General features: G+C 56.8%; 17 protein-coding genes. All 17 read left to right on the forward strand.

What is annotated here, in order from left to right; genetic code table 11:
• Nucleotides 1–22 precede the first annotated feature (22 nt).
• On the forward strand, nucleotides 23–1,720 hold the full coding sequence (locus tag G5154_RS00920) for a terminase (RefSeq protein WP_421263832.1): 1,698 nt from the start codon (nucleotides 23–25) through the stop codon (nucleotides 1,718–1,720).
• Nucleotides 1,720–3,846 (forward strand): portal protein, encoded by a 2,127-nt coding sequence (locus tag G5154_RS00925; RefSeq protein WP_421263833.1) that lies wholly within the window; start codon nucleotides 1,720–1,722, stop codon nucleotides 3,844–3,846. Before G5154_RS00920 ends, G5154_RS00925 begins: the two co-directional genes overlap by 1 nt.
• Nucleotides 3,847–4,118: 272 nt before the next feature.
• Entirely contained in the window at nucleotides 4,119–5,060 is a 942-nt protein-coding gene (locus tag G5154_RS00930; RefSeq protein ID WP_421263834.1) for a hypothetical protein, read from the forward strand.
• Between the two features lie 69 nt (nucleotides 5,061–5,129).
• A complete protein-coding gene (locus G5154_RS00935; protein ID WP_069528868.1) occupies nucleotides 5,130–6,347 on the forward strand; it encodes a DUF4043 family protein in 1,218 nt (405 codons plus the stop codon).
• A gap of 62 nt (nucleotides 6,348–6,409) precedes the next feature.
• The gene (locus G5154_RS00940; RefSeq protein ID WP_108612526.1) at nucleotides 6,410–6,799 is read left to right on the forward strand and encodes a hypothetical protein; all 390 of its coding nucleotides are present in this window, start codon (nucleotides 6,410–6,412) and stop codon (nucleotides 6,797–6,799) included.
• Nucleotides 6,800–6,865: 66 nt separating this feature from the next.
• Nucleotides 6,866–7,309: a hypothetical protein gene (locus G5154_RS00945; protein WP_421250125.1), complete on the forward strand. Its 444-nt coding sequence runs from the start codon at nucleotides 6,866–6,868 to the stop codon at nucleotides 7,307–7,309.
• On the forward strand, nucleotides 7,309–7,953 hold the full coding sequence (locus G5154_RS00950; RefSeq protein ID WP_421250126.1) for a hypothetical protein: 645 nt from the start codon (nucleotides 7,309–7,311) through the stop codon (nucleotides 7,951–7,953). Before G5154_RS00945 ends, G5154_RS00950 begins: the two co-directional genes overlap by 1 nt.
• 13 nt (nucleotides 7,954–7,966) lie before the next feature.
• The gene (locus G5154_RS00955; RefSeq protein WP_421263835.1) at nucleotides 7,967–8,632 is read left to right on the forward strand and encodes a DUF6682 family protein; all 666 of its coding nucleotides are present in this window, start codon (nucleotides 7,967–7,969) and stop codon (nucleotides 8,630–8,632) included.
• Nucleotides 8,629–8,898, forward strand: a complete 270-nt coding sequence (locus tag G5154_RS00960; protein ID WP_421263836.1) for a carboxypeptidase-like regulatory domain-containing protein — start codon at nucleotides 8,629–8,631, stop codon at nucleotides 8,896–8,898. The genes G5154_RS00955 and G5154_RS00960 overlap by 4 nt, the downstream gene beginning before the upstream one ends.
• A gap of 53 nt (nucleotides 8,899–8,951) precedes the next feature.
• Nucleotides 8,952–11,279, forward strand: coding sequence for a hypothetical protein (locus G5154_RS00965; RefSeq protein ID WP_421263837.1), 2,328 nt, complete (start codon nucleotides 8,952–8,954; stop codon nucleotides 11,277–11,279).
• 545 nt (nucleotides 11,280–11,824) lie between these two features.
• The gene (locus tag G5154_RS00970; protein WP_421263838.1) at nucleotides 11,825–13,435 is read left to right on the forward strand and encodes a hypothetical protein; all 1,611 of its coding nucleotides are present in this window, start codon (nucleotides 11,825–11,827) and stop codon (nucleotides 13,433–13,435) included.
• Complete coding sequence (locus tag G5154_RS00975) at nucleotides 13,432–15,300, forward strand: phage tail tip fiber protein (RefSeq protein ID WP_421263839.1); 1,869 nt, start codon at nucleotides 13,432–13,434, stop codon at nucleotides 15,298–15,300. The genes G5154_RS00970 and G5154_RS00975 overlap by 4 nt, the downstream gene beginning before the upstream one ends.
• Nucleotides 15,297–15,653 carry a hypothetical protein gene (locus G5154_RS00980; protein WP_128816250.1) on the forward strand — a complete coding sequence of 119 codons (357 nt, stop codon included), beginning with the start codon at nucleotides 15,297–15,299 and terminating at the stop codon, nucleotides 15,651–15,653. Before G5154_RS00975 ends, G5154_RS00980 begins: the two co-directional genes overlap by 4 nt.
• 9 nt (nucleotides 15,654–15,662) lie before the next feature.
• Nucleotides 15,663–16,295 carry a hypothetical protein gene (locus G5154_RS00985; RefSeq protein WP_421263840.1) on the forward strand — a complete coding sequence of 211 codons (633 nt, stop codon included), beginning with the start codon at nucleotides 15,663–15,665 and terminating at the stop codon, nucleotides 16,293–16,295.
• Nucleotides 16,296–16,303: 8 nt separating this feature from the next.
• On the forward strand, nucleotides 16,304–16,678 hold the full coding sequence (locus G5154_RS00990; protein WP_421263841.1) for a hypothetical protein: 375 nt from the start codon (nucleotides 16,304–16,306) through the stop codon (nucleotides 16,676–16,678).
• Entirely contained in the window at nucleotides 16,678–16,917 is a 240-nt protein-coding gene (locus G5154_RS00995) for a bacteriocin (RefSeq protein WP_193859324.1), read from the forward strand. Before G5154_RS00990 ends, G5154_RS00995 begins: the two co-directional genes overlap by 1 nt.
• 11 nt (nucleotides 16,918–16,928) lie before the next feature.
• Nucleotides 16,929–18,332 (forward strand): hypothetical protein, encoded by a 1,404-nt coding sequence (locus G5154_RS01000; RefSeq protein ID WP_421263842.1) that lies wholly within the window; start codon nucleotides 16,929–16,931, stop codon nucleotides 18,330–18,332.
• The last annotated feature ends 53 nt before the right edge of the window (nucleotides 18,333–18,385 follow it).

Genomic DNA, 18,385 nt, shown 5'->3' on the forward strand with positions numbered 1-18,385 from the left:
TTTTATTTCCTGAGACCCACCCATGATAGAACCCGACACCTCCACCATGACTGAGCAGGAGCAGATTGCCTACATCCGCTCGAAGCTTGGCGATAAGTGGTGGCGGATGAATAACCTCTACATGATCGAGAACGAGCAGGGCGAACTGGTGCGTTTTCGGCTGCGCCCGGCGCAAGAGCTCCTGTTCAAGACCATGTGGTGGCTGAACATCGTGTTAAAGGCACGCCAAATAGGGTTCTCTACAGCCATCGATATCTATCTGCTCGATGAGGCGCTGTTCAACAAGAACATCAAGTGCGGGATCATCGCCCAGGACTTGGCTGCAGCAGGCGAGATATACCGTACCAAGATTGAAGTCCCTTTCGATAACCTACCCGGCTGGCTCAAGGCGCAGTTCCCAGTCGTCGCGCGGCGTGGCGGGGCAAACGGCGGTCACATCCTGTTCCGGCATGGCTCAAGCATTCAGGTGGCCACGTCCTTCCGCTCTGGGACCGTCCAGCGCTTGCATGTCTCTGAACACGGGAAGATCTGCGCCAAATACCCCGAGAAAGCCAAAGAGGTGCGCACCGGTACCCTGCAGGCTATCCACCCGGGCGCCGTGGCATTCATCGAGTCAACGGCCGAAGGCGTGGGCGGCGATTTCCACGCCATGAGCATGAAGTCACTGGAGCTCAGCAGAACCGGCGGTGAGCTCAGCCAGCTCGATTGGAAGTTCCACTTCTTCGCCTGGTGGCAAGACCCCAAGTATCGCGACGACGTGCCGGCATCCGGTGTGGTGGCCAGCAAAGCCCAGCTGGAATACTTTACCGCGGTAGAGAAGGCGATGGGCTGTACCATCAGTGATGAACAGCGCCAATGGTATGTGCTCAAAGAGGCAACGCTGGGCACTGAGATGAAGCAGGAGTTTCCCAGTACGCCGCTAGAGGCGTTTCTGACTTCTGGTCGCCGGGTGTTTGACCCGATAGTGACGATGGAGGCGGAAGGTGACTGCATTGCGCCACTCATCGTCTATGACATCGACCCTGTTACCGGCTCGCGTCACAAGGCACGTAAGCCAGAGCGACTGGACGAGCAGGGCCAGAGGTCGCTCGAGAACATGCTGCTGGTGTGGGAGCTACCCGATCCCGATGAGGATTACGCTATCGGCGGCGACGTGGCAGAGGGGCTTGAACACGGTGACCGGTCATCATTAGATGTGGTGGCCAGAAGCGATGGTCGCCAGGTAGCGCACTGGTATGGGCACCTGGATCCCGGGCTCTTTGCGCAGCTGCTGGCCCACGTCGGCAAGTTCTACGGCAGTGCAGAGCATGGCCCTGCTTACATCGGCCCAGAGCGCAACAACCATGGCCATGCCGTGGTGCTCAAACTGCGAGAGCTGTACCCCATCCGCCGTATCTACACCCAAGAGCACATAGACCGTGACCGGGATGATGAGACACCCCGTTTGGGTTGGCTCACTACCCGGCAATCCAAGCCACTCCTGGTTGATGGCCTCAAGACCCTGCTGCGTGCCGGCCAATCGGGGATCCGCTGGATCGGCACCATTTCCGAAGCAACCACCTTTGTCTACGACAAGAACGGCAGCATGAACGCTCAGGAAGGTTGTTACGACGACCAGCTGATGAGCTACATGATTGCCCAAGAAATGCGGGCCAGAATGCCTGCTCGCATCGTCAAACCTGAATCCGCCCGTAAACCTAAGCACTGGATGGCCAACTGATGATCAATGCCCAGCCCAAGGCCCCTGAAAAAGGCGGCCTCGATACCGCACGCCTGCTCAAATTGATGAGCGATATCAATGGCCAGCCAGACTGGCGCTCGATGGCTAACCGCGCATGTGCCTACTACGACGGTGATCAGCTGCCTCCCGAAGTAAGCAAGGTGCTCAAAGAGCGTGGCCAACCCATCACCATGCACAACCTGATCGCCCCAACCATCGATGGGGTGCTGGGCATGGAGGCAAAGAGCCGGACTGAGCTGATGGTGATCGCCGATGACCACGACGAAGAGATCGAGCTGTTGGCCGAAGCGGTGAACGCGGAATACGCAGATATGTGCCGCCTTGGCGGGTTAGACCGAGCCCGGGGAGGGGCCTACGCCGGCCAAATCAAAGCGGGATTGGAGTGGATTGAGGTCTGTCGCCGTGATGACCCGTTTGGTCCGCGCTACAAGTTCAGTAACGTCCACAGGGATGAGGTGTTCTGGGACTGGCATAGCCGCGAGCCTGACTTGAGCGATTGCCGCTGGCTGATGCGCCGGCGCTGGTTTGATGTGGATGAAGCCAAGGCAATGCTTCCGAGCAAAGCTGACATCTTGGATCGCAGCATCAATGACTGGGCGGATATCGTGAACCTGACCTCCATTGAAGGGATGGATCCCAACCTGGTCAGTGCGTATGAGGAGTGGAGCCAGTTCAGCAGCAAAGAAGTGGAGTGGTGCAGTAGAGAGCGGGACCGGGTGCTGCTGCAGGTGGTTTACTACCGCACTTACACCACGCGCCAGGTACTGTTACTCGATTCGGGTCGAGCACTGGAGTTCGACAAGGGAAACCAGCTACACCGCGCTGCTGTCGCGATGGGCAGAGCCAGGGTTGAACGCCGCCCAGTGGCCGTAATCCGAGAGTCCTGGTTTGTCGGCCCTCATCACCTGGTAGACCGCCCCTGTTCAGCGCCACACAACATGTATCCCCTGGTCCCGTTCTGGGGATACCGAAAGGATCGCACCGGAGAGCCCTATGGCTTGATTGCCCGGGCCATGCCGGCACAGGACGAGGTTAACCTGCGCCGTATCAAACTGACCTTCTTGCTGCAGGCCAAGCGCGTCATCATGGATAAGGACGCCACCAACATGAGCCGAACCCAGGTGCTGGAGGAGGTTGAGCGTCCTGATGGCTACATTGAGCTCAACCCGGATCGCCAGAACAAAACCAGCGTGAGTGATGCCTTCAAGGTTGAGCAGGATTTCAACGTGGCAGCCCAGCAGTTCGAGGTGATGCAGGATTCGGTCAAGCTCATCCAGGACACCATGGGCGTTTACGCAGCATTCCTGGGGCAGGGCACAACAGGCCAATCCGGCGTGGCGATAAGCAACCTGGTGGAGCAGGGGGCCACCACTCTCTCGGAGATTAACGACAACTACCGGATGGGCTGTCAGCTCGTAGGCCAGCTGGCCTTGTCATACCTGCTGGAAGACATGGCCAACAAGCGCAACTACAAGGTGACCATTAACCGTGACGACCCGCGCCGGCGTAAGACGGTGGTGATTAACGTCGAGGCGGAGGACGGCAAGCTGACCAACGATGTGACTAGGTTACGGGCACATATCGCATTGGCGCCAATCCAGCAGACTGCGGCCTACAAGCAGCAACTGGCCGAACGGATGACTCAGGCAATGGCCCAGCTGCCGCCTGAAGCTGCTGCAGCCTGCTTTGACTTGCTCGTGGAGCTGATGGACGTGCCGCGTAAAGCGGAGTTTGTAGAGCGGATCCGTAATGCGCTGAACATCCAGAAAGACCCAGAAGAGATGAGCGACGAGGAGCGCGCCGCCGCAGAGCAGCAGGCCCAAGTTGCCCAGATGCAGCAGGAAATGACCATGCGCGAGATGCAGGCCAAGCTGGCAGAACTGGAAGGCAAGGCCGCCAAGTGGCAGGCGGAAGCTCAGCGTATTGCCAAGCTGACCGACTCTATCCGGTTCGAGGATGCGCTCAAGCAGGCGCAGACCGGGAAGACCCTGCAGGAGATGGAAAGACTGGCAGCGGAGCAGGAGACACTTCAGAGCGAGAAGGCGGTGCTGCAGGCTCAGCTACTGGAAACCATTCAGCAGCAGATTGATGCGATAGCGCTCTGATAGTTGCTTTTATAAACACCCAGCGTTAGCATTTCCCCAACATGGCCCAGTCTATCAAGATTGGGCTTTTTTGTTTGTCACATGTGACAGTTGTTACTAAATATCAAACGCAGGATAATTTCAGGTGAGTCCAATTACCGCCTGTAGTGTCATGCTCTATTGCCCGCCTTGTGCGGGCTTTTTTGTATCCAGCCCTCGCCGGGGAGCGCTTTTGCGAGAGCGTTCCCCCGCTTGGGCAGCGATACCACCCACGAAAACCTACGAGGACGACCATGAAAACGAGCATCGAAAACCTGACCGGTACTGAGAGCCTGGATGAACTGGAAGCCATGTTGGCCGAAATCGAGCAAGCGCCTGATGTCGAGCTGCACGACGGCACTGCCACCGCACAAACGGACGTAGAGACCGCGCCGTCGGCGGGAGAGGGGGCCGCCGGCACCGACCAGAGCACGGTAACCAGTGCGGCACAGGAGGGCGATGACGAAGCCAAGGAGCCTGAGAAGGTGATCTTGGCGAAAGGTGGTCAACACACCATCCCTTACGAGGTGCTTGAACATGCACGCCATGAGGCCAAGGAACTGCGGGAGCAGTTGGCCAGTGCGCAGCAGGTTCAGGCTGAAAGGGATAAGTTGCAGGCGTTGCTGGATAAACACGGGATCAATCCCGATGTCGATCCTGATGACATCAGCCCAGACGAGCTGGATCTGCTGGCGCAGGACTACCCGGAGATCGGCAAAGCCCTGACGGCAGTTGCCCGCAAGCTCCACAAGCTGGAGTCACAGGCTGCACCGCAACACGATCAACCCACGGCAAACCCCGTTCAGGCCGCGCTGCAGGCGGTACCCGAGCTGGCCGAGTGGCGTGATCAAGACCAGGACCGCTTTGATTTCGCCCTGGCTATCGATGACAAGCTGCGGGTTGACCCGGCATGGAGCGATAAGTCCCTCGAGTCGCGCTTTGCTGAGGTTGCACGACGCACCAAACTGGCCTTTGGCGATGAGGTCGCTCCTCCTCCTGCCAAGGCACCCAGTAAGGATGCAGACAAGCCCGCGGACTTTATCCCGTCCAGTCCTTCAGCTCTCGGTCAAACCCATCATGCTCCAGCTACTGGGATGGAGCGCTACGGCGCCATGTCCCAGGCAGAGCTTATCGGTGAGATGAGCTCCATGTCTGAGGCCCAGATGGAGGCCTTGCTGGAGCAGGCCGGGTTCTAAATCAACAATCCACGTTACAAGAAAGCCCCGACTACCACGTCGGGGCTTTTGTTTTTGTAGGAGAGGTTCATGACCCAAATCACTACGGCGCAAGCCAACAAGATCCTGCAGGCCGCTCTGTTTACTGCGGCCAACCGCTCCCATTCGCTGGTTAACATGCTGACCGAAGAGGCCCCTAAAGGGGTCAAAATCAACGGTGGCAAACAGACCAGTGCAGGAGCGCCGGTAGTGCGTATCTCTGATCTCGGCAAAACAGCCGGTGACGAAGTAGATATGCAATTGTTCCATCAGCTCTCTGGCCGCCCGACTATGGGTGATAAGAAACTGGCTGGTCGTCTGGAAAGCCTTTCTTTTGCAGACTTTTCGTTGACGATCAACCAGTCCCGCCACGGTGTGGATGCTGGTGGCAAGATGAGCCAAAAGCGCACCAAGCACGACCTCATCAAGACCGCTCGGGTGCTGCTGGCAGATGGCTACTATGGTCGCCTGGTTGACCAGCGTGGCTTTGTCCAGCTGGCTGGGGCACGTGGCGACTACGCGGCTACCGATATCATCTTGCCGTTGGCGGATGATGAGGAGTTCGCCGAAATCATGATCAACCCCATCACGGCACCGACCTACGAGCGCCACTTCTTCGGCGGTGACGCGACGACCTTCGAGTCCATCGATGCTGCAGACCGTTTCAACCTGGGCTGCGTAGACAACATGGCGTTATTCCTGTCCGAGATGGCTAACCCCATCCAGCCGATCCGCATGCACTCAGACCCCTCTGGTGGAGAGCCACTCTTCGTGCTCTACGTCACCCCGCGCCAGTGGCACGACTTCTACACCTCCAGCTCTGGCAAGGACTGGCAGGCCATGCAGATCGCAGCCACTGAACGTGCAAAGGGTTGGAACCATCCTATCTTCCGCGGCGAAGGCGCCATGTGGCGTGGCATCCTGGTCAAGGAGTACAAGGGGTTGCCCATTCGCTTCAACCAGGGCAGTACCGTCAAGGTATGTGACGTCAACTCTGAAACCGGTATGGAGGTAGACAAGGTTGCCGGTACCACCATCGACCGCGCGGTCCTGCTGGGTGGTCAGGCGCTTGCCAACGCATTTGGTTCTGGCGAGCAGGGCGGCTCTTTTGGCATGCACGAAGAGAAAACTGACCACGGCAACAGTACCGAGATCTCCATCCACTGGGTATCTGGTCTGCAGAAGATCCGCTTCAAGCAGCGTAACGGCAACATCCAGGACCATGGCTGCATGGTACTCGATACCGCGGTGAGCCCGGTCGGCCGTTAAGTACCAGCAGGAAGGGGCCTCAAAGCCCCTTTTCTCTATCTGACTCGATAAGGAGCCATGTCATGGCCAAGACTACCCTGATCGCCAAAGCGTACCGCTGGTTTGTTGGTGCCTTCGGCAACCTCTCTATTTCCCCGACCTTGGTGGCCAAGCTGGCCGCCGTACCGGCTGGCGATGTTGTTGCGTTTGGCGACAAGGTTGAGCCCAACCTGAAGGTCGTGGGGGTAACGCTGTTCACTACCGCACTGGGGGCGAACACCACCATCACAGCCAAGATTGGCAATACCACCATCATCAATGCAGAGGGAACGGCAGCAGCAGTGGCCAAGTATTACCCGGTTGATGACCTCCTGACGCAGGAGGGACAAGAGATCACCCTCACTATTGGTGGGGGCAAGGCAACAGGTATCGCCAAGCTCAAGTTGCACTATGAAGTGGTGGGCAACCTTTAAGGCTGCCTTTCTCTCCACGCCCGGCCCTGTGCCGGGCTTTTTCATTACTGGATTGGAGTTATTGCCGTGAGCGACAAAATTGCTGTGGTGTACATCGGCGAGAAGCTGAGCAAGAAAGACACTGTGACCGGGAGCCGCCTTGTGTTTCCGCGCCATGTGCCTGTGGATATCGAGAGCCACATCGCCATGCAACTGCTGGAGTTTCCCTCTGTCTGGATCCGGGCTGAGCACCTGGCCGACGAGCTGGAACGCCAGGAGCGGGCGGCTTTGGCGGCAGCGGCCGAGCTGGAGCGCCAAGCAGAGGAAGCTGCACGCCTTGCCGAAGAGCAGAGCATGGTGGTGGGTGGGCGAGACCTGGCCAAGTTAACCTCCGCTCAGCTTGCAACGCTGGTAGTCGGTGAAGACTTGGACATTACCCCGCAAGGTGCTCAGGAAAAAGTTGGGGATTACCGGCTGAGAGTGCGTGATGCCCTGAAGTCCAAGTTGGTCACCGAGGATAGCGGCGAGTAATGGTACCGGTACAAGATAGCCGACTGGTGAGCCCCGCTGTGTTGATCCCGCTGGTTCGCCAGCGGGTTCTTCACTTGCCGCATACAGAAGGCGCTGATGCCTTGGTACATTGCTATCTCATCGAGGCCGCCATCATCTTCTGCAAAGAGAGCATGCTGGTCCATCTGGAACGGATGTTCGACCATGTCTTCGAGGGCCAAACCGTCAGCTTTGCGATGACCAGCAGCATCAATCGCCAGGCTAGACAGGAGGTGCGGGCGCCGCAGGTGACGGGGTCGGCGATCCATAGCATCACCGCTGAAGGCCATTTACTGACGCCTGGTCAGCACTTCCATTTGCAGTCCACCGAGTCCATTCGCTTTATGGCGCCTCTTAACCAGGTTTGCATTATCGGCGCCATTGAGCCACTGCCGAGCGCAACACTGATCCCTGCCGCCTTGGTGGAGGGCTATGCGCACGAGCTGGCTTGTGGGGCTGCATATCTCTTACAGCAGTTACAAGCCAAGCCATGGACCAATCATGAACTGGCTCAGATTAACCGCCGCAAGTTCTATGACGGGATCCGTGACGCGTACCGGTTTCGCATTGAGCACACCGACAGTGCCAGGATCCAGAACCCCGTCCGAAAGCGACACTTCTTCTGATGCGAGGTGAGTCATGCTGGTCAGCGAATTATTGAATAGAGCATCGAGTGAGTTAACGGATACGCAGCGCATCGGGTGGGGGATAGAGGACTTAATCTCCTACTACAACAGCGCAATCTCCGCGATTGCTACTGCAAGACCGGACATCTTCATTAAGACGCAGTCCTTCTCCTGTGCTGCCGGTACCCGCCAGACGGCCCCTGCAGGCACAATCAAGCTGATCGACGTTGAGCGTAACACGCGCACAGGCAAGTCTATCCGGTACGTGGCCCGTGCAGACCTGGAAAGTCTTATTCCTGGCTGGGCCAGCAGCACTGGTGGAGAAGAGGCTGAACTCTACATCCATGAGCCCACCAATATCACCGCATTCTGGCTCTATCCCGGCGTGAAGGCGGGGGTCAGTATCGAGCTGGTGCTCAGCATTCTTCCGACTCCCTTGACGAAAGTGATGGTTGAATCGGGTGCAGAGGTTCAGGTTGATGATCGCTATGTCACGCCCTGCTTGGATTGGATCATGTACCGGGCGTTCATGCGTGACTCGGAAGTGACAGCTAATGCGTCTCGGGGGCAACTGCATCTTCAATCGTTCACTCAAGCCCTGGCCATCGGTACCGAGTCCGACGCTACGATGTTGTCGATGCGGGACAATCAGGCCAGTACGAAGGGGCGGCGCCAATGATCAAGCTCTATGGCACGATCACAGACCCGGCAGGAAAACCAGTTCCTGGTGCGCTGATTGAACTGCGCTCGCTTACTACTACGAGCGAAGTCCTGATGGGGTCTGAGCTGACCTTCAAATGTGATGCCAATGGCCGCTACAGCTTTGACTTGGCTGCAGGGACATATGATGTCTATGCCCAGAATGATCTGTGCCACGACATGGATTACATGGGGACGGGGGTCGTTACGGCACAGAGTATCGATGGCCCCCTGAAAGCATCCTGATCGATAGTGGTATCAACTTGACGCCTCCACTTATCGAGCGGGCGGTTCAAGCTATGCAGCAAGCAGAGAGCGCTGCCGCTAATGCCTCAAGAGCACAGGTCCAAACCGCTGAGACGGCTCTATCTGTTGATCACGCATCTAAGCTGGCTTCTGATCAAGCCGCTATTGCCAGTAGAGAGGCAACCAAAGCCGAAGGTAAAGCGGGCGAAGCCGCTCAAAGCGCCAAGATTGCGGCTGGTGCTGAACTCCGAGCTCAACAATGGGCAGAAGAGTCGGTCGATGTTGTGGTGACTGGTAAGCAGTATTCAGCAAGGCACCACGCGGTCAAAGCAGGAGAGTTTGCTGCAATTGCTGGTGTGAGCGCATCGGAGTCAGCTACAAGTGCAACCATTGCTGCTGGTAAGGCTGAAAGCACGACTCAAAGCGCCGCATTGGCGGCTGCAAAAGCGAACGAAGCGACCATCAGCGCCAAGATGTCCTCCACCTCAGCTGATGCGGCAGGCAAAGCCAGTGCGGCAGCTGCTAACTCAGAAACCAGTGCTAAGCGGCATTCAGCCAAGGCCGAGGAGGCTGCTCAGGCATCTGAAAGTGCAAAGATCACCACGCTTGATAACGCGAAGCAGGTTGCGCAACAGGCACAGCAAGTAACTGGTGATCGAAAGCGGGTTGAAGGGCTTGCCAAGGAGATTGATGAGCACTCAGTTACTGTCTCGTCACTGGCTCAAGAGGTGAGCACGAATACCGCAGCGGCCCGACAGGCAAAGACTGAAGTTCAGTCGATGCGGGATACCACTCTCACCAAAGCCGCTCAGGCGATTGCCGCCGCTGATACCGCCAGTGATAAAGCCAGTCTGGCAGCACAAGACCAGGCTGCGGCCAACCTGAGTGCTCAGCATGCAAGCCTAGCTGAAAGAATGGCTGAAGCGTGGGCTCAAAACCCTGAAGGGAGTGATATTAACGGCCGGCCTGGCGAGTTCTCGGCATTGCATTGGGCGCTTCAGGCCCAGAAATGGGCTCAGGCAATTACCTCTCAGTTGGTTTGGGCTGGGCCATGGAACGCTGCCGCTGGCGCTCCTGTGGCCCCAGCTAATAACCAGGGTATCCCGTTTTACCGGGTATCTCACCCGGGGGTGATCGCTGATGTGAGTTTTGGTGTGGGAGACTACCTCCACTGGGATCCAGCAACCAAAGCCTGGTTCAAAATCGATGGCACAGACGCTGTTATTTCTGTAAACGGAATGACCGGGGCGGTAGTTCTTCGTGCCGCGGATGTGGGGGCCAGGCCTGCAAGTTGGGTCCCTCAATGGGACGAGGTCACCAATAAACCGGTTACCATGCCCCCCTCAGAACATACGCATTCCTGGTCTCAGTTAACTGACACTCCAGTCTTTGCACTTCGCTGGCCAACCCTAAAGGAGATTGGCGCAGCGGCGCAAAGCCACACCCATCAGTGGTCCCAATTAGTTGGGGTCCCCACATATGCGACCCGATGGCCGTCTTGGTCCGAGGTAACAAATAAACCGGATTTGGCCGCCGCGAGCCATCGTCACGAATGGGATCAGCTGGACCAGGTCCCTGTGACTGCGTCGCGCTGGCCTGCCTGGGGGGAGGTGACGGATAAGCCTGCGTTAGCCGCAGCAAGCCATCGCCATGACTGGGGACAACTAAATAATGTACCAGTGACGGCTTCCCGTTGGCCGAGCTATGAGGAGGTAACAGGCAAACCTGATTTTGCCTCTAGTACTCATAGACATTCTTGGAGTCAACTCGATCAGGTGCCGGTTATGGCAACGCGCTGGCCTGCCTGGGGAGAGGTAACTGGTAAGCCGGAGTTGGCTGCTGCGAACCATCGTCACGCCTGGAGTCAGCTCGATCAGGTTCCGGTGATGGCGACTCGTTGGCCAGCTTGGGGGGAGGTAACTGGTAAGCCCGAGTTGGCTGCAGTGAACCATCGTCATACCTGGAGCCAGCTTGACCAGGTGCCTGTGATGGCAACGCGCTGGCCCGCCTGGGGAGAAGTCACGGGGAAACCGGACACTATGCCTCCCTCCGCTCATAACCATTCATGGACGGACCTGACTGGTGTACCAACGCCAGCAACCCGCTGGCCGACCTGGGCAGAGGTAAGTGGCAAACCAGCGTTGGCTGCAGCGACTCACTCACATCCAGGTAGTCTGCTGACCCCTGTCAGCCTGCTAAAGGAGGACCTTAATACCATCAGAGGGCCAGGCCATTACGCACAACACGCGAATGCCAACACCTCTGTTGCACAACATTATCCTGAGAATCTTGCAGGCAGTCTAATTGTGACTTCAGGCGCTGGTGTGCAGCAGCGTTATCACGTCTACAACTCCAGCCGGGTCTGGACTCGGGCTCAATAAAGCACTGGAGCTTGGACTGAGTGGGCTAGGGATTACAACACCTTAAACAAACCATCCTCCAGTGATGTTGGAGTGGGTATTGTAATCTTCACAGGTCCAGTCCCTTCTTTTCCAGGGACCACCATACCCAAAGCATCGGGATTGTACGCAATTGCTTATCAGAACAACTCAAAGCCGTATCAACGGGACACTGTGATGATCTGGTGGGATGGCGGAGTCTCTGGTGCTGACTGCTGGGGTGCTAGCCGTGTTTCTGGTCTTGCTGTCTATATCAGCAAAGATGGGCAGGTGAACAACACAGCCAATGGCAGCGGCTTTACACTGCTCTCGATTACGAAAGTGTACTAATGGTTACTTCTAAAAGGCTTGCTAACCGGGAAGGACATGAAATGAACAATGGACCGCCGAATATATGACGAATGAAATGACCTGCTTAGTATTGCGTGGTGAACTGGCTCATCATTAGGTCGCTGCGTTGGCATAAGTTAATCATGGCCCTGCTCTAACGAGCGGGGCTTTTTCATCTCTGGCTTTTGGGAAACACAATGCCATTGATCGACATCGTGACTATGCGAGGTATGGTGCCTCGCCTGGCAGACCATCTATTGCCGGACGAAGCAGCCACCTTGGCCCAGGATTGTCATTTTGACCGTGGGGTGGTGGCACCACTGATGGCTGACAAGGCGCTTGGGAGCACCTTACCGATCATCCCTAAGACGTTGTTCCACTACTACGGGGATCACTGGTTTGCCTGGAACAAGCAGGTTGAGGTCATGCGCTCCCCAATTGCACAGGATCAGTACAGTCGGGTTTACTTCACCGATGGCGAGTTTCCAAAACTCACCTATGACGCCATCGCGACCGGAGGGAGCCGCAAGCCTAGCGCCTGGTACCGTCTTGGCGTACCGGCTCCAACCACTCCGCCTAACATGCAGTCTGTCACACCACCGAGTGGCACCAAGGATGATGACCCTACCGACGATGAGACCAGATTCTATGTGGAGACCTATGTAACTGGGCTCGGTGAAGAGGGCGCTCCTGGCCCGGCAAGTGGCAAGGCCACAATCACCATTCCGGGATCCACCGTCGTTGTGGGGCTGTCACCAGTGCCCACCAACAACAGCAATATCACTCGACGCCGGCTCTACAGATCTGTTTCTGGGGGCGGTTTGGCGGACTACTTGCTCGTTGCGGAGCTTCCCATTGCGACCATGACCTACAGCGACAGCAAGAAAAGTGGTGAGCTTGGGCCGGTTCTTGAGACCTATGGATACGCCATGCCTCCCGAAAAGCTACGCGGGATCTGCCAGATGGCAAACGGTATCAGTGCGGGTTTTGTCGGCAATACGGTGCTCTTTTCCGAGCCCTATCTGCCCTATGCATGGCCCGAGAAGTACAAGCTGACCACAGAGCACGACATTGTGGCTATTGCTGCCATCGACACTGCGCTGGTGGTTGGAACCAAGGGATACCCTTATCTGTTCCAGGGGGCATCTCCATCCTCAATCACGGGGCAAAAGCTTTCCTCGGTACAGCAGGCCTGTATCAGCAGCCGTTCCATGGTGGCCCTCGATGGTCTGGTGTTGTATGCGTCACCAGATGGGTTGGTCGGGGTCGGCACCGACGGTGGTCATGTGGTGACCGAGGGCATTATCACCCGTGCGCAGTGGCAGAAACTGCAGCCCCACACACTTCGGGCCTGGTACAACGAGGGTAAATACGTTGCTCTGACCGATACTCATGGGTTTGTGTTCGATCCTAAATCAGGGGATTTACGCTGGATCTCCGGTCGCTGGGATGCCGCTGTGCCAGACATGGAATTGGATGCGCTCATGTTTGCCAAGGAGAACCGATTGCTCCAATGGCGGGGAGGGGCTGAGTCGCTATCGATGCAATGGCGCTCAAAGGTGTTTGTCTTGCCACCGGGAATGCGCCTGGCAGCAGCACGCTTAATGGGAGAGAACCTTACCTTGGTGGGCTTTGCCCTTCTGGTTGATGGGAACAAAGTCTTTGAACTCGCACCAGGCCAGGTACCGGTTAGCGCTTTTAGATTGCCACCGGTACGTGGCCAACGTTGGCAGGTTGAGGTAACGGGGACCTCAGTGGTGGAGCGGATCCTTCTGGGAGGCAGCATTGCAGAGGTGACTGCATCATGAGCAAGCCGACTTTCCGTGCAAGCAATACGCAGCAGGGCCTGACAGAGAACATGCAGATCCTGACCGGCCAGAAAGGGGACCGTCTGGATAAAGCGTTAACGTTGCGGGAAGCTGCTGGCCTGGGAATGATAAATCTGCGGCGAACCGCCAGCGGTTCACTGGTACCAGAGCTCCCCCCAGCTAACAAAGTCGATCCGGAGTGGAGCGGTGTTCAGCCGCCCCATGCTCCGCTCAACGTTACAGTAAGCGGCGCATTTCATACCATCGTGCTGACTTGGGATGCCCCGACATATTGGGGGCACGCCTTTGCCGAGGTGTGGCGATCCGAGGATGACAACCTAAGCCATGCAGTCAGGGTTGGGGCGACGCTGGCCAACGTCTATGCCGATGCGGTGGGCAAGGAGTTTGCTGCCTTCTACTGGGTACGGTTTGTGAACAAGAATGACATGGAGGGCCCTTATCAAGGCACAGAGGGGCTGCATGCCGAGACCAGCCGAGATGTTCAGGACATCCTGGATGAGCTGCAGGGCAAAATCGAGGCAAGCCACCTGGTCCAGTCACTACTTGAGCCTATACAGCAGGTGCCGCAGCTTTCCAACAACCTCAACCGGCTTGGTGCCAGTTTTGAGAAAGAAGTCCAAGCACGCATTAATGCTGAGGAGGCATTGGCCAAGAAGATCACGCAAGTTACCGCGGGATTCAAGGAGGGGGATACTCAGCTAGCCGGCCAGATCACCACAGAGGCCCAGGCCAGGGCTTCGGCCGATGGGGCGTTGGGGAAGCGAATTGACACCGTGAACGCTAAGGCGGGCGAGTTAGGGGCAGCTGTCCAGCTACAAAGTCAGGCCATCGCGGAGCTTAAGGGCGGTGCCCAGGCTATGTGGACTGTAAAGGCCAACGCCGGGGGCATCACCGCAGGTATAGGACTGGTTGCAAAGGATGATGGCACCAGCCAGGTTGCGCTCTCTGCAAGCCAGGTATTTGTGTTCGACCCAAATAGCGCAACCCCATTGGCGCCGCTGTTTGCTATCGACAATGGTCAGACGGTGATTGCCGAGGCAATTATCCGTAAAGCAACCATCCAGATTATCCATTCTGAGAAAATCACGGCTGATTACATCAAAGCAGGAAGCAGTATCAGCGCCCCACTTATTACTGGTGGCCAGATAGACATGGGCAACGCCTTTATGGCCGGCGGCGCAGCTGGCTTCGGTAAAGGGGGGCCATATGGTGGTTGGAGCTGGGGATGGCACACCATCATCTACAGTGATGGCAGCCTGTATACCAATCGGTTACGAGCGGAAGGCGGCTATGTGAAGAACATGGTCATCGGTAACTGCACGATTGAACAAGATTGCATAGTGAAAGGCACCGTCTATGCGGAGCGAATCGTCGGTGATGTTTATGTGGCACGAGATTACGCCTGTGTGACACATGCCAAACAAGTAGGACCTATTGATGTCTGTCGCATCAAAATAAATCAGGCCGTGGGGTTCCCACGCACTCTGACAATCCCTTGGCTTGCGGGTTTGGTAGGGTGTTCAACGACTGCGTCAGGTGGCGGTTCTTCACCTATATCGAGCTCCAATTCCACAACGATGCAGGTGTCGGTGTTGATGGATGGTGAAGTGGTAAAAAACCTCACTGCGGTGGCCGCTGCCTACGCAACCTCTAACCCATCGCAGGGGCCAGTTACCAATGTCAATGAGGTCGGGGCCTACGTAGGCGATATCACCATTCCAGCTAATCGGGAGCCGGTGATCACAATCCGAATCCAAAGAGTTCGTGGCGACGGATGGGTTCGAAGTGACCCCTCTCAAAATGGGCGAGTGGTGTTATTCAAACAAGGCGGCTCTTTATCATGACTCATCTTGCTCGCATCGCGCGTGATGTTGGTAACCCAAACCTGATCAGCGATCTTCATAACGCCATCCAAACCAGGGTGGCGTTTTTGTTTGTGCGTGGCAGCGATGGTTTTGTGTTGAAGCCAGTCTCCGAGGCTGGGACCACGGGAGTAGTGGTATGGATTGGCTGGGGGGAGCGAGGAGCTACGGATCGCCATTTGCCAGAAGTGAAACGCCTTGCGCGGATGATCGGGGCTCGGTGGCTTCGCTTCCATTCAGTAAGGAAAGGGTGGCTGAAAGTGGCGAAACGCCAGGGTTGGCAACGGCGACCCGACGATTCTGATGGGTTCTATGTCTTTCAAATTGACCTGTGAGGTGGGGTGATGGGCAAGGGTGGTTCGAACGAAATCAAGGAAACCGAGGCCCAGAAGGCCGCTGCCGCGGTGGCTTTGGAGCAGTGGGAGCTCTACAAGAACGATCTGCAGCAGTACGAAGACTTGTTCATGGACAAGGTAGACGACCTCAACCGAGAGACTGAGTACGACAACATTGCCGGAATGTCGGCGTTGGGGACAGCTCAAGGATTCGGGGAGGCTCGTGATGAGCTTTCGAATGCTTTAGCTGCTCAAGGGGCAGACCCAACGAGTGGCAAGTATCAGGCGCAGATGGATGAGCTGGAGACGGAACAGGCACTGAGCCAGACCGATACAAGTAACCGAGCGCAGTCCAGTCAGCAGGACCGGTATGTGGCGGGGCTCAAGGATGTGGTGAGCATTGGCGCTGGACAAAAGGCTGAAGCGTTGGCGGGGATGGGGGATTTGGCGAACACCAGCCTTCGCAAGGCAGCCAATGATGCGCAGACCTCATTTCAAAACAAGATGGCCACGGCCGGGCTCGTTGGAACCGTGGCTGGTGCAGGCACGGCATATGGGCTCAAGGAGTTCAGGGCTGGTTCTGTGCCAGTAAGTAAGAAGATCAGTCCGACAGCATCCGTGCTTCAGGGCAAGGGCTATTAGGAGGAGCAATGGGGTTTGCTGCAGATACATTCGCTCGCATCACTCGTGAGCAGTTCCAGGATTGGAAGAATCGCTTCTACCCCAAGCAGAAGCAGTTGATGGAGTTAGCAACCAATGGGCAGTTGATGCGTGACCAGCTTGGACGGGTGGATGCGAATATTGCCAATGCCTTGCGTTCAGCCCAGCAGGCTACGGCAAACCGCAACGCCCGCATGGGGGTGAGCGGCCATGCTAGCGATAACAGCCAGGGCTTGCGCATGGCATTGATGACGGCAGGTACTGAAAACGGCTTGCGGGAGCAGGAGCTGGCTCGCCAGATGGGGATTTTGACCGGTGCCGATGCTGGTTTGCGTGAGTCACTTAAAACCGGGGGAGGCATGTAATGGGGTACGGACTACTTGATCTCGGTGCTCAGGCGCGGCAGCAAGGGATGATGGGGCTGCGTGATGCAGCTAACCGTGAATCGGAGATAGAGGTCGCCAACAAAAACCTGAAGACCGCCCGTAGGGGGCAGTCCATGAGTGCAGTGGGGGCCGGAGCCGGTATAGGTACGATGGTTATGCCTGGTCTGGGGACTGTCGTCGGGGCTGGCATTGGCTTTTTGGCCGACAGTCTGTTTTAAGGAGGGCAAAGGTGAAGGGCGTATCAGGATTAGCTGAAGGATTTCTGGCCGGCTTCAACACAATGGATCGCTACCAGCGTGGCCAGCAGGAAGAAGAGCGGCTAGATAAGGCGATGAGCCTGCGTGATGCCATGTGGCAGAACGAGCAGGAACGGCAAAAGGTGGCGGATACTCGCTATCAGGAGGAGCTGGGTTACAGCCGCGGCCGCGACAAGGTTGCCGATGAGCGGGCAGATCGCCAGTTCGCGCTCACCGAGCGCCAGGTAAAATCTGCCGAGGCCCGCGCCAACGCATCGGAGCGCAGAGCCGCTGCCAGTGAGGCTCGCCAGCAGCAGGAGTATGAATGGCAGCGAGAGCTTCGTAACAAGCAGCTCTTTCAGCAGGAAAACATGCCGATCATCCAGTCGGGTTGGCAGGCAGTGGCCGAAGGCAGGGATCCGGGTGATCAATTTTGGCGTGTTGTCCGTGATCCGCGGGCCGGCTCGTTCAACCCTGAACGCTATCTGCAGCAGAATTATGCCGAGGCCGGGAAAACCTTTGTGACCTATGCGGGTAACCTGATGCGACAAGCCCAGGAGGGAAGGCTGGATCCCTCAACACCGGAGGGCCATGCCGCGGTCAACGACCCGGCGTTCATTCAAGCTGCAGGTACCCTTTACCAGGAGGAGATCAACAAGGGGGTCGGGGACATTGACCCCGAGAGCGGGAAGACAATTAAGGCCAAGAAGCTCAGTAACATCATGGTGACTCCAGATTCTAGTGGTGTGGTGCTAGGCGTAGAAGTGACCTATGACGATGGTAGTACCGATATTCGACCGGTCACCAATAATCGTACCTCGGCCCCGGACGACCAGCCCAAAGTTATTCCGCTCAACGACTTCCTGAAGCCTGCCTATCAACGGGCAGCATTGTCCAAGCACATGATCAGCAATGCTGACCAGCTACGAACCGCTCTTGGATTGACGGTAGGACCTGACCAGGCTGGCTACAAGAAAGCGATAGCTGCACTCGAAAAGCAACATGGTCAGAACCGGGCGCGAGTTTCTGCGAGTAATACTGACGATAAGGATGTTCAACTCGAGGCGTTGGACGCTCAGCTTGAGCAGAGCAAAGCAGCTCTGGCGGAAATCTATGGTGTTGCTAACAACGCCGATGAGCCAAAGCAAGAGGCGCCGCTCAAAGCCTGGACCGGTGGTGACCCAGAGCGTCTGCGATTCGTCAAAGAGGCAAATCAGCATGGCAAATTAAGAGGGCTGATGGAAAGTCCGGCGAGGATGAATACTGCATTCGAGTTGTGGCGCCAGAATGCGGCCAAACAGCAGGAGGCTGCGCAGGCAAAAACCACGGCAAGTCGTCTACGTGATGCTAGGCTAGACGCCTATAAAGCTATGGCGGGTTCCCAAACGAATAACTAAATAGACATCGCCATGGCATAATGTGCCTCTGACATATATCTATAGGGACATGA

This window comes from Aeromonas sp. 600527 (assembly GCF_049175415.1).
Classification (GTDB): domain Bacteria; phylum Pseudomonadota; class Gammaproteobacteria; order Enterobacterales; family Aeromonadaceae; genus Aeromonas; species Aeromonas veronii_A.

Coding starts and splice junctions, on each gene's coding strand:
- G5154_RS00940 (WP_108612526.1), top strand. CDS start 6,410: ATGGCCAAGACTACCCTGATCGCCAAAGCGTACCGCTGGTTTGTTGGT.
- G5154_RS00965 (WP_421263837.1), top strand. CDS start 8,952: ATGCAGCAAGCAGAGAGCGCTGCCGCTAATGCCTCAAGAGCACAGGTC.
- G5154_RS00990 (WP_421263841.1), top strand. CDS start 16,304: ATGGGGTTTGCTGCAGATACATTCGCTCGCATCACTCGTGAGCAGTTC.
- G5154_RS00955 (WP_421263835.1), top strand. CDS start 7,967: ATGCTGGTCAGCGAATTATTGAATAGAGCATCGAGTGAGTTAACGGAT.
- G5154_RS00975 (WP_421263839.1), top strand. CDS start 13,432: ATGAGCAAGCCGACTTTCCGTGCAAGCAATACGCAGCAGGGCCTGACA.
- G5154_RS00950 (WP_421250126.1), top strand. CDS start 7,309: ATGGTACCGGTACAAGATAGCCGACTGGTGAGCCCCGCTGTGTTGATC.
- G5154_RS00930 (WP_421263834.1), top strand. CDS start 4,119: ATGAAAACGAGCATCGAAAACCTGACCGGTACTGAGAGCCTGGATGAA.
- G5154_RS00960 (WP_421263836.1), top strand. CDS start 8,629: ATGATCAAGCTCTATGGCACGATCACAGACCCGGCAGGAAAACCAGTT.
- G5154_RS00995 (WP_193859324.1), top strand. CDS start 16,678: ATGGGGTACGGACTACTTGATCTCGGTGCTCAGGCGCGGCAGCAAGGG.
- G5154_RS00985 (WP_421263840.1), top strand. CDS start 15,663: ATGGGCAAGGGTGGTTCGAACGAAATCAAGGAAACCGAGGCCCAGAAG.
- G5154_RS00920 (WP_421263832.1), top strand. CDS start 23: ATGATAGAACCCGACACCTCCACCATGACTGAGCAGGAGCAGATTGCC.
- G5154_RS00935 (WP_069528868.1), top strand. CDS start 5,130: ATGACCCAAATCACTACGGCGCAAGCCAACAAGATCCTGCAGGCCGCT.
- G5154_RS00980 (WP_128816250.1), top strand. CDS start 15,297: ATGACTCATCTTGCTCGCATCGCGCGTGATGTTGGTAACCCAAACCTG.
- G5154_RS00970 (WP_421263838.1), top strand. CDS start 11,825: ATGCCATTGATCGACATCGTGACTATGCGAGGTATGGTGCCTCGCCTG.
- G5154_RS00925 (WP_421263833.1), top strand. CDS start 1,720: ATGATCAATGCCCAGCCCAAGGCCCCTGAAAAAGGCGGCCTCGATACC.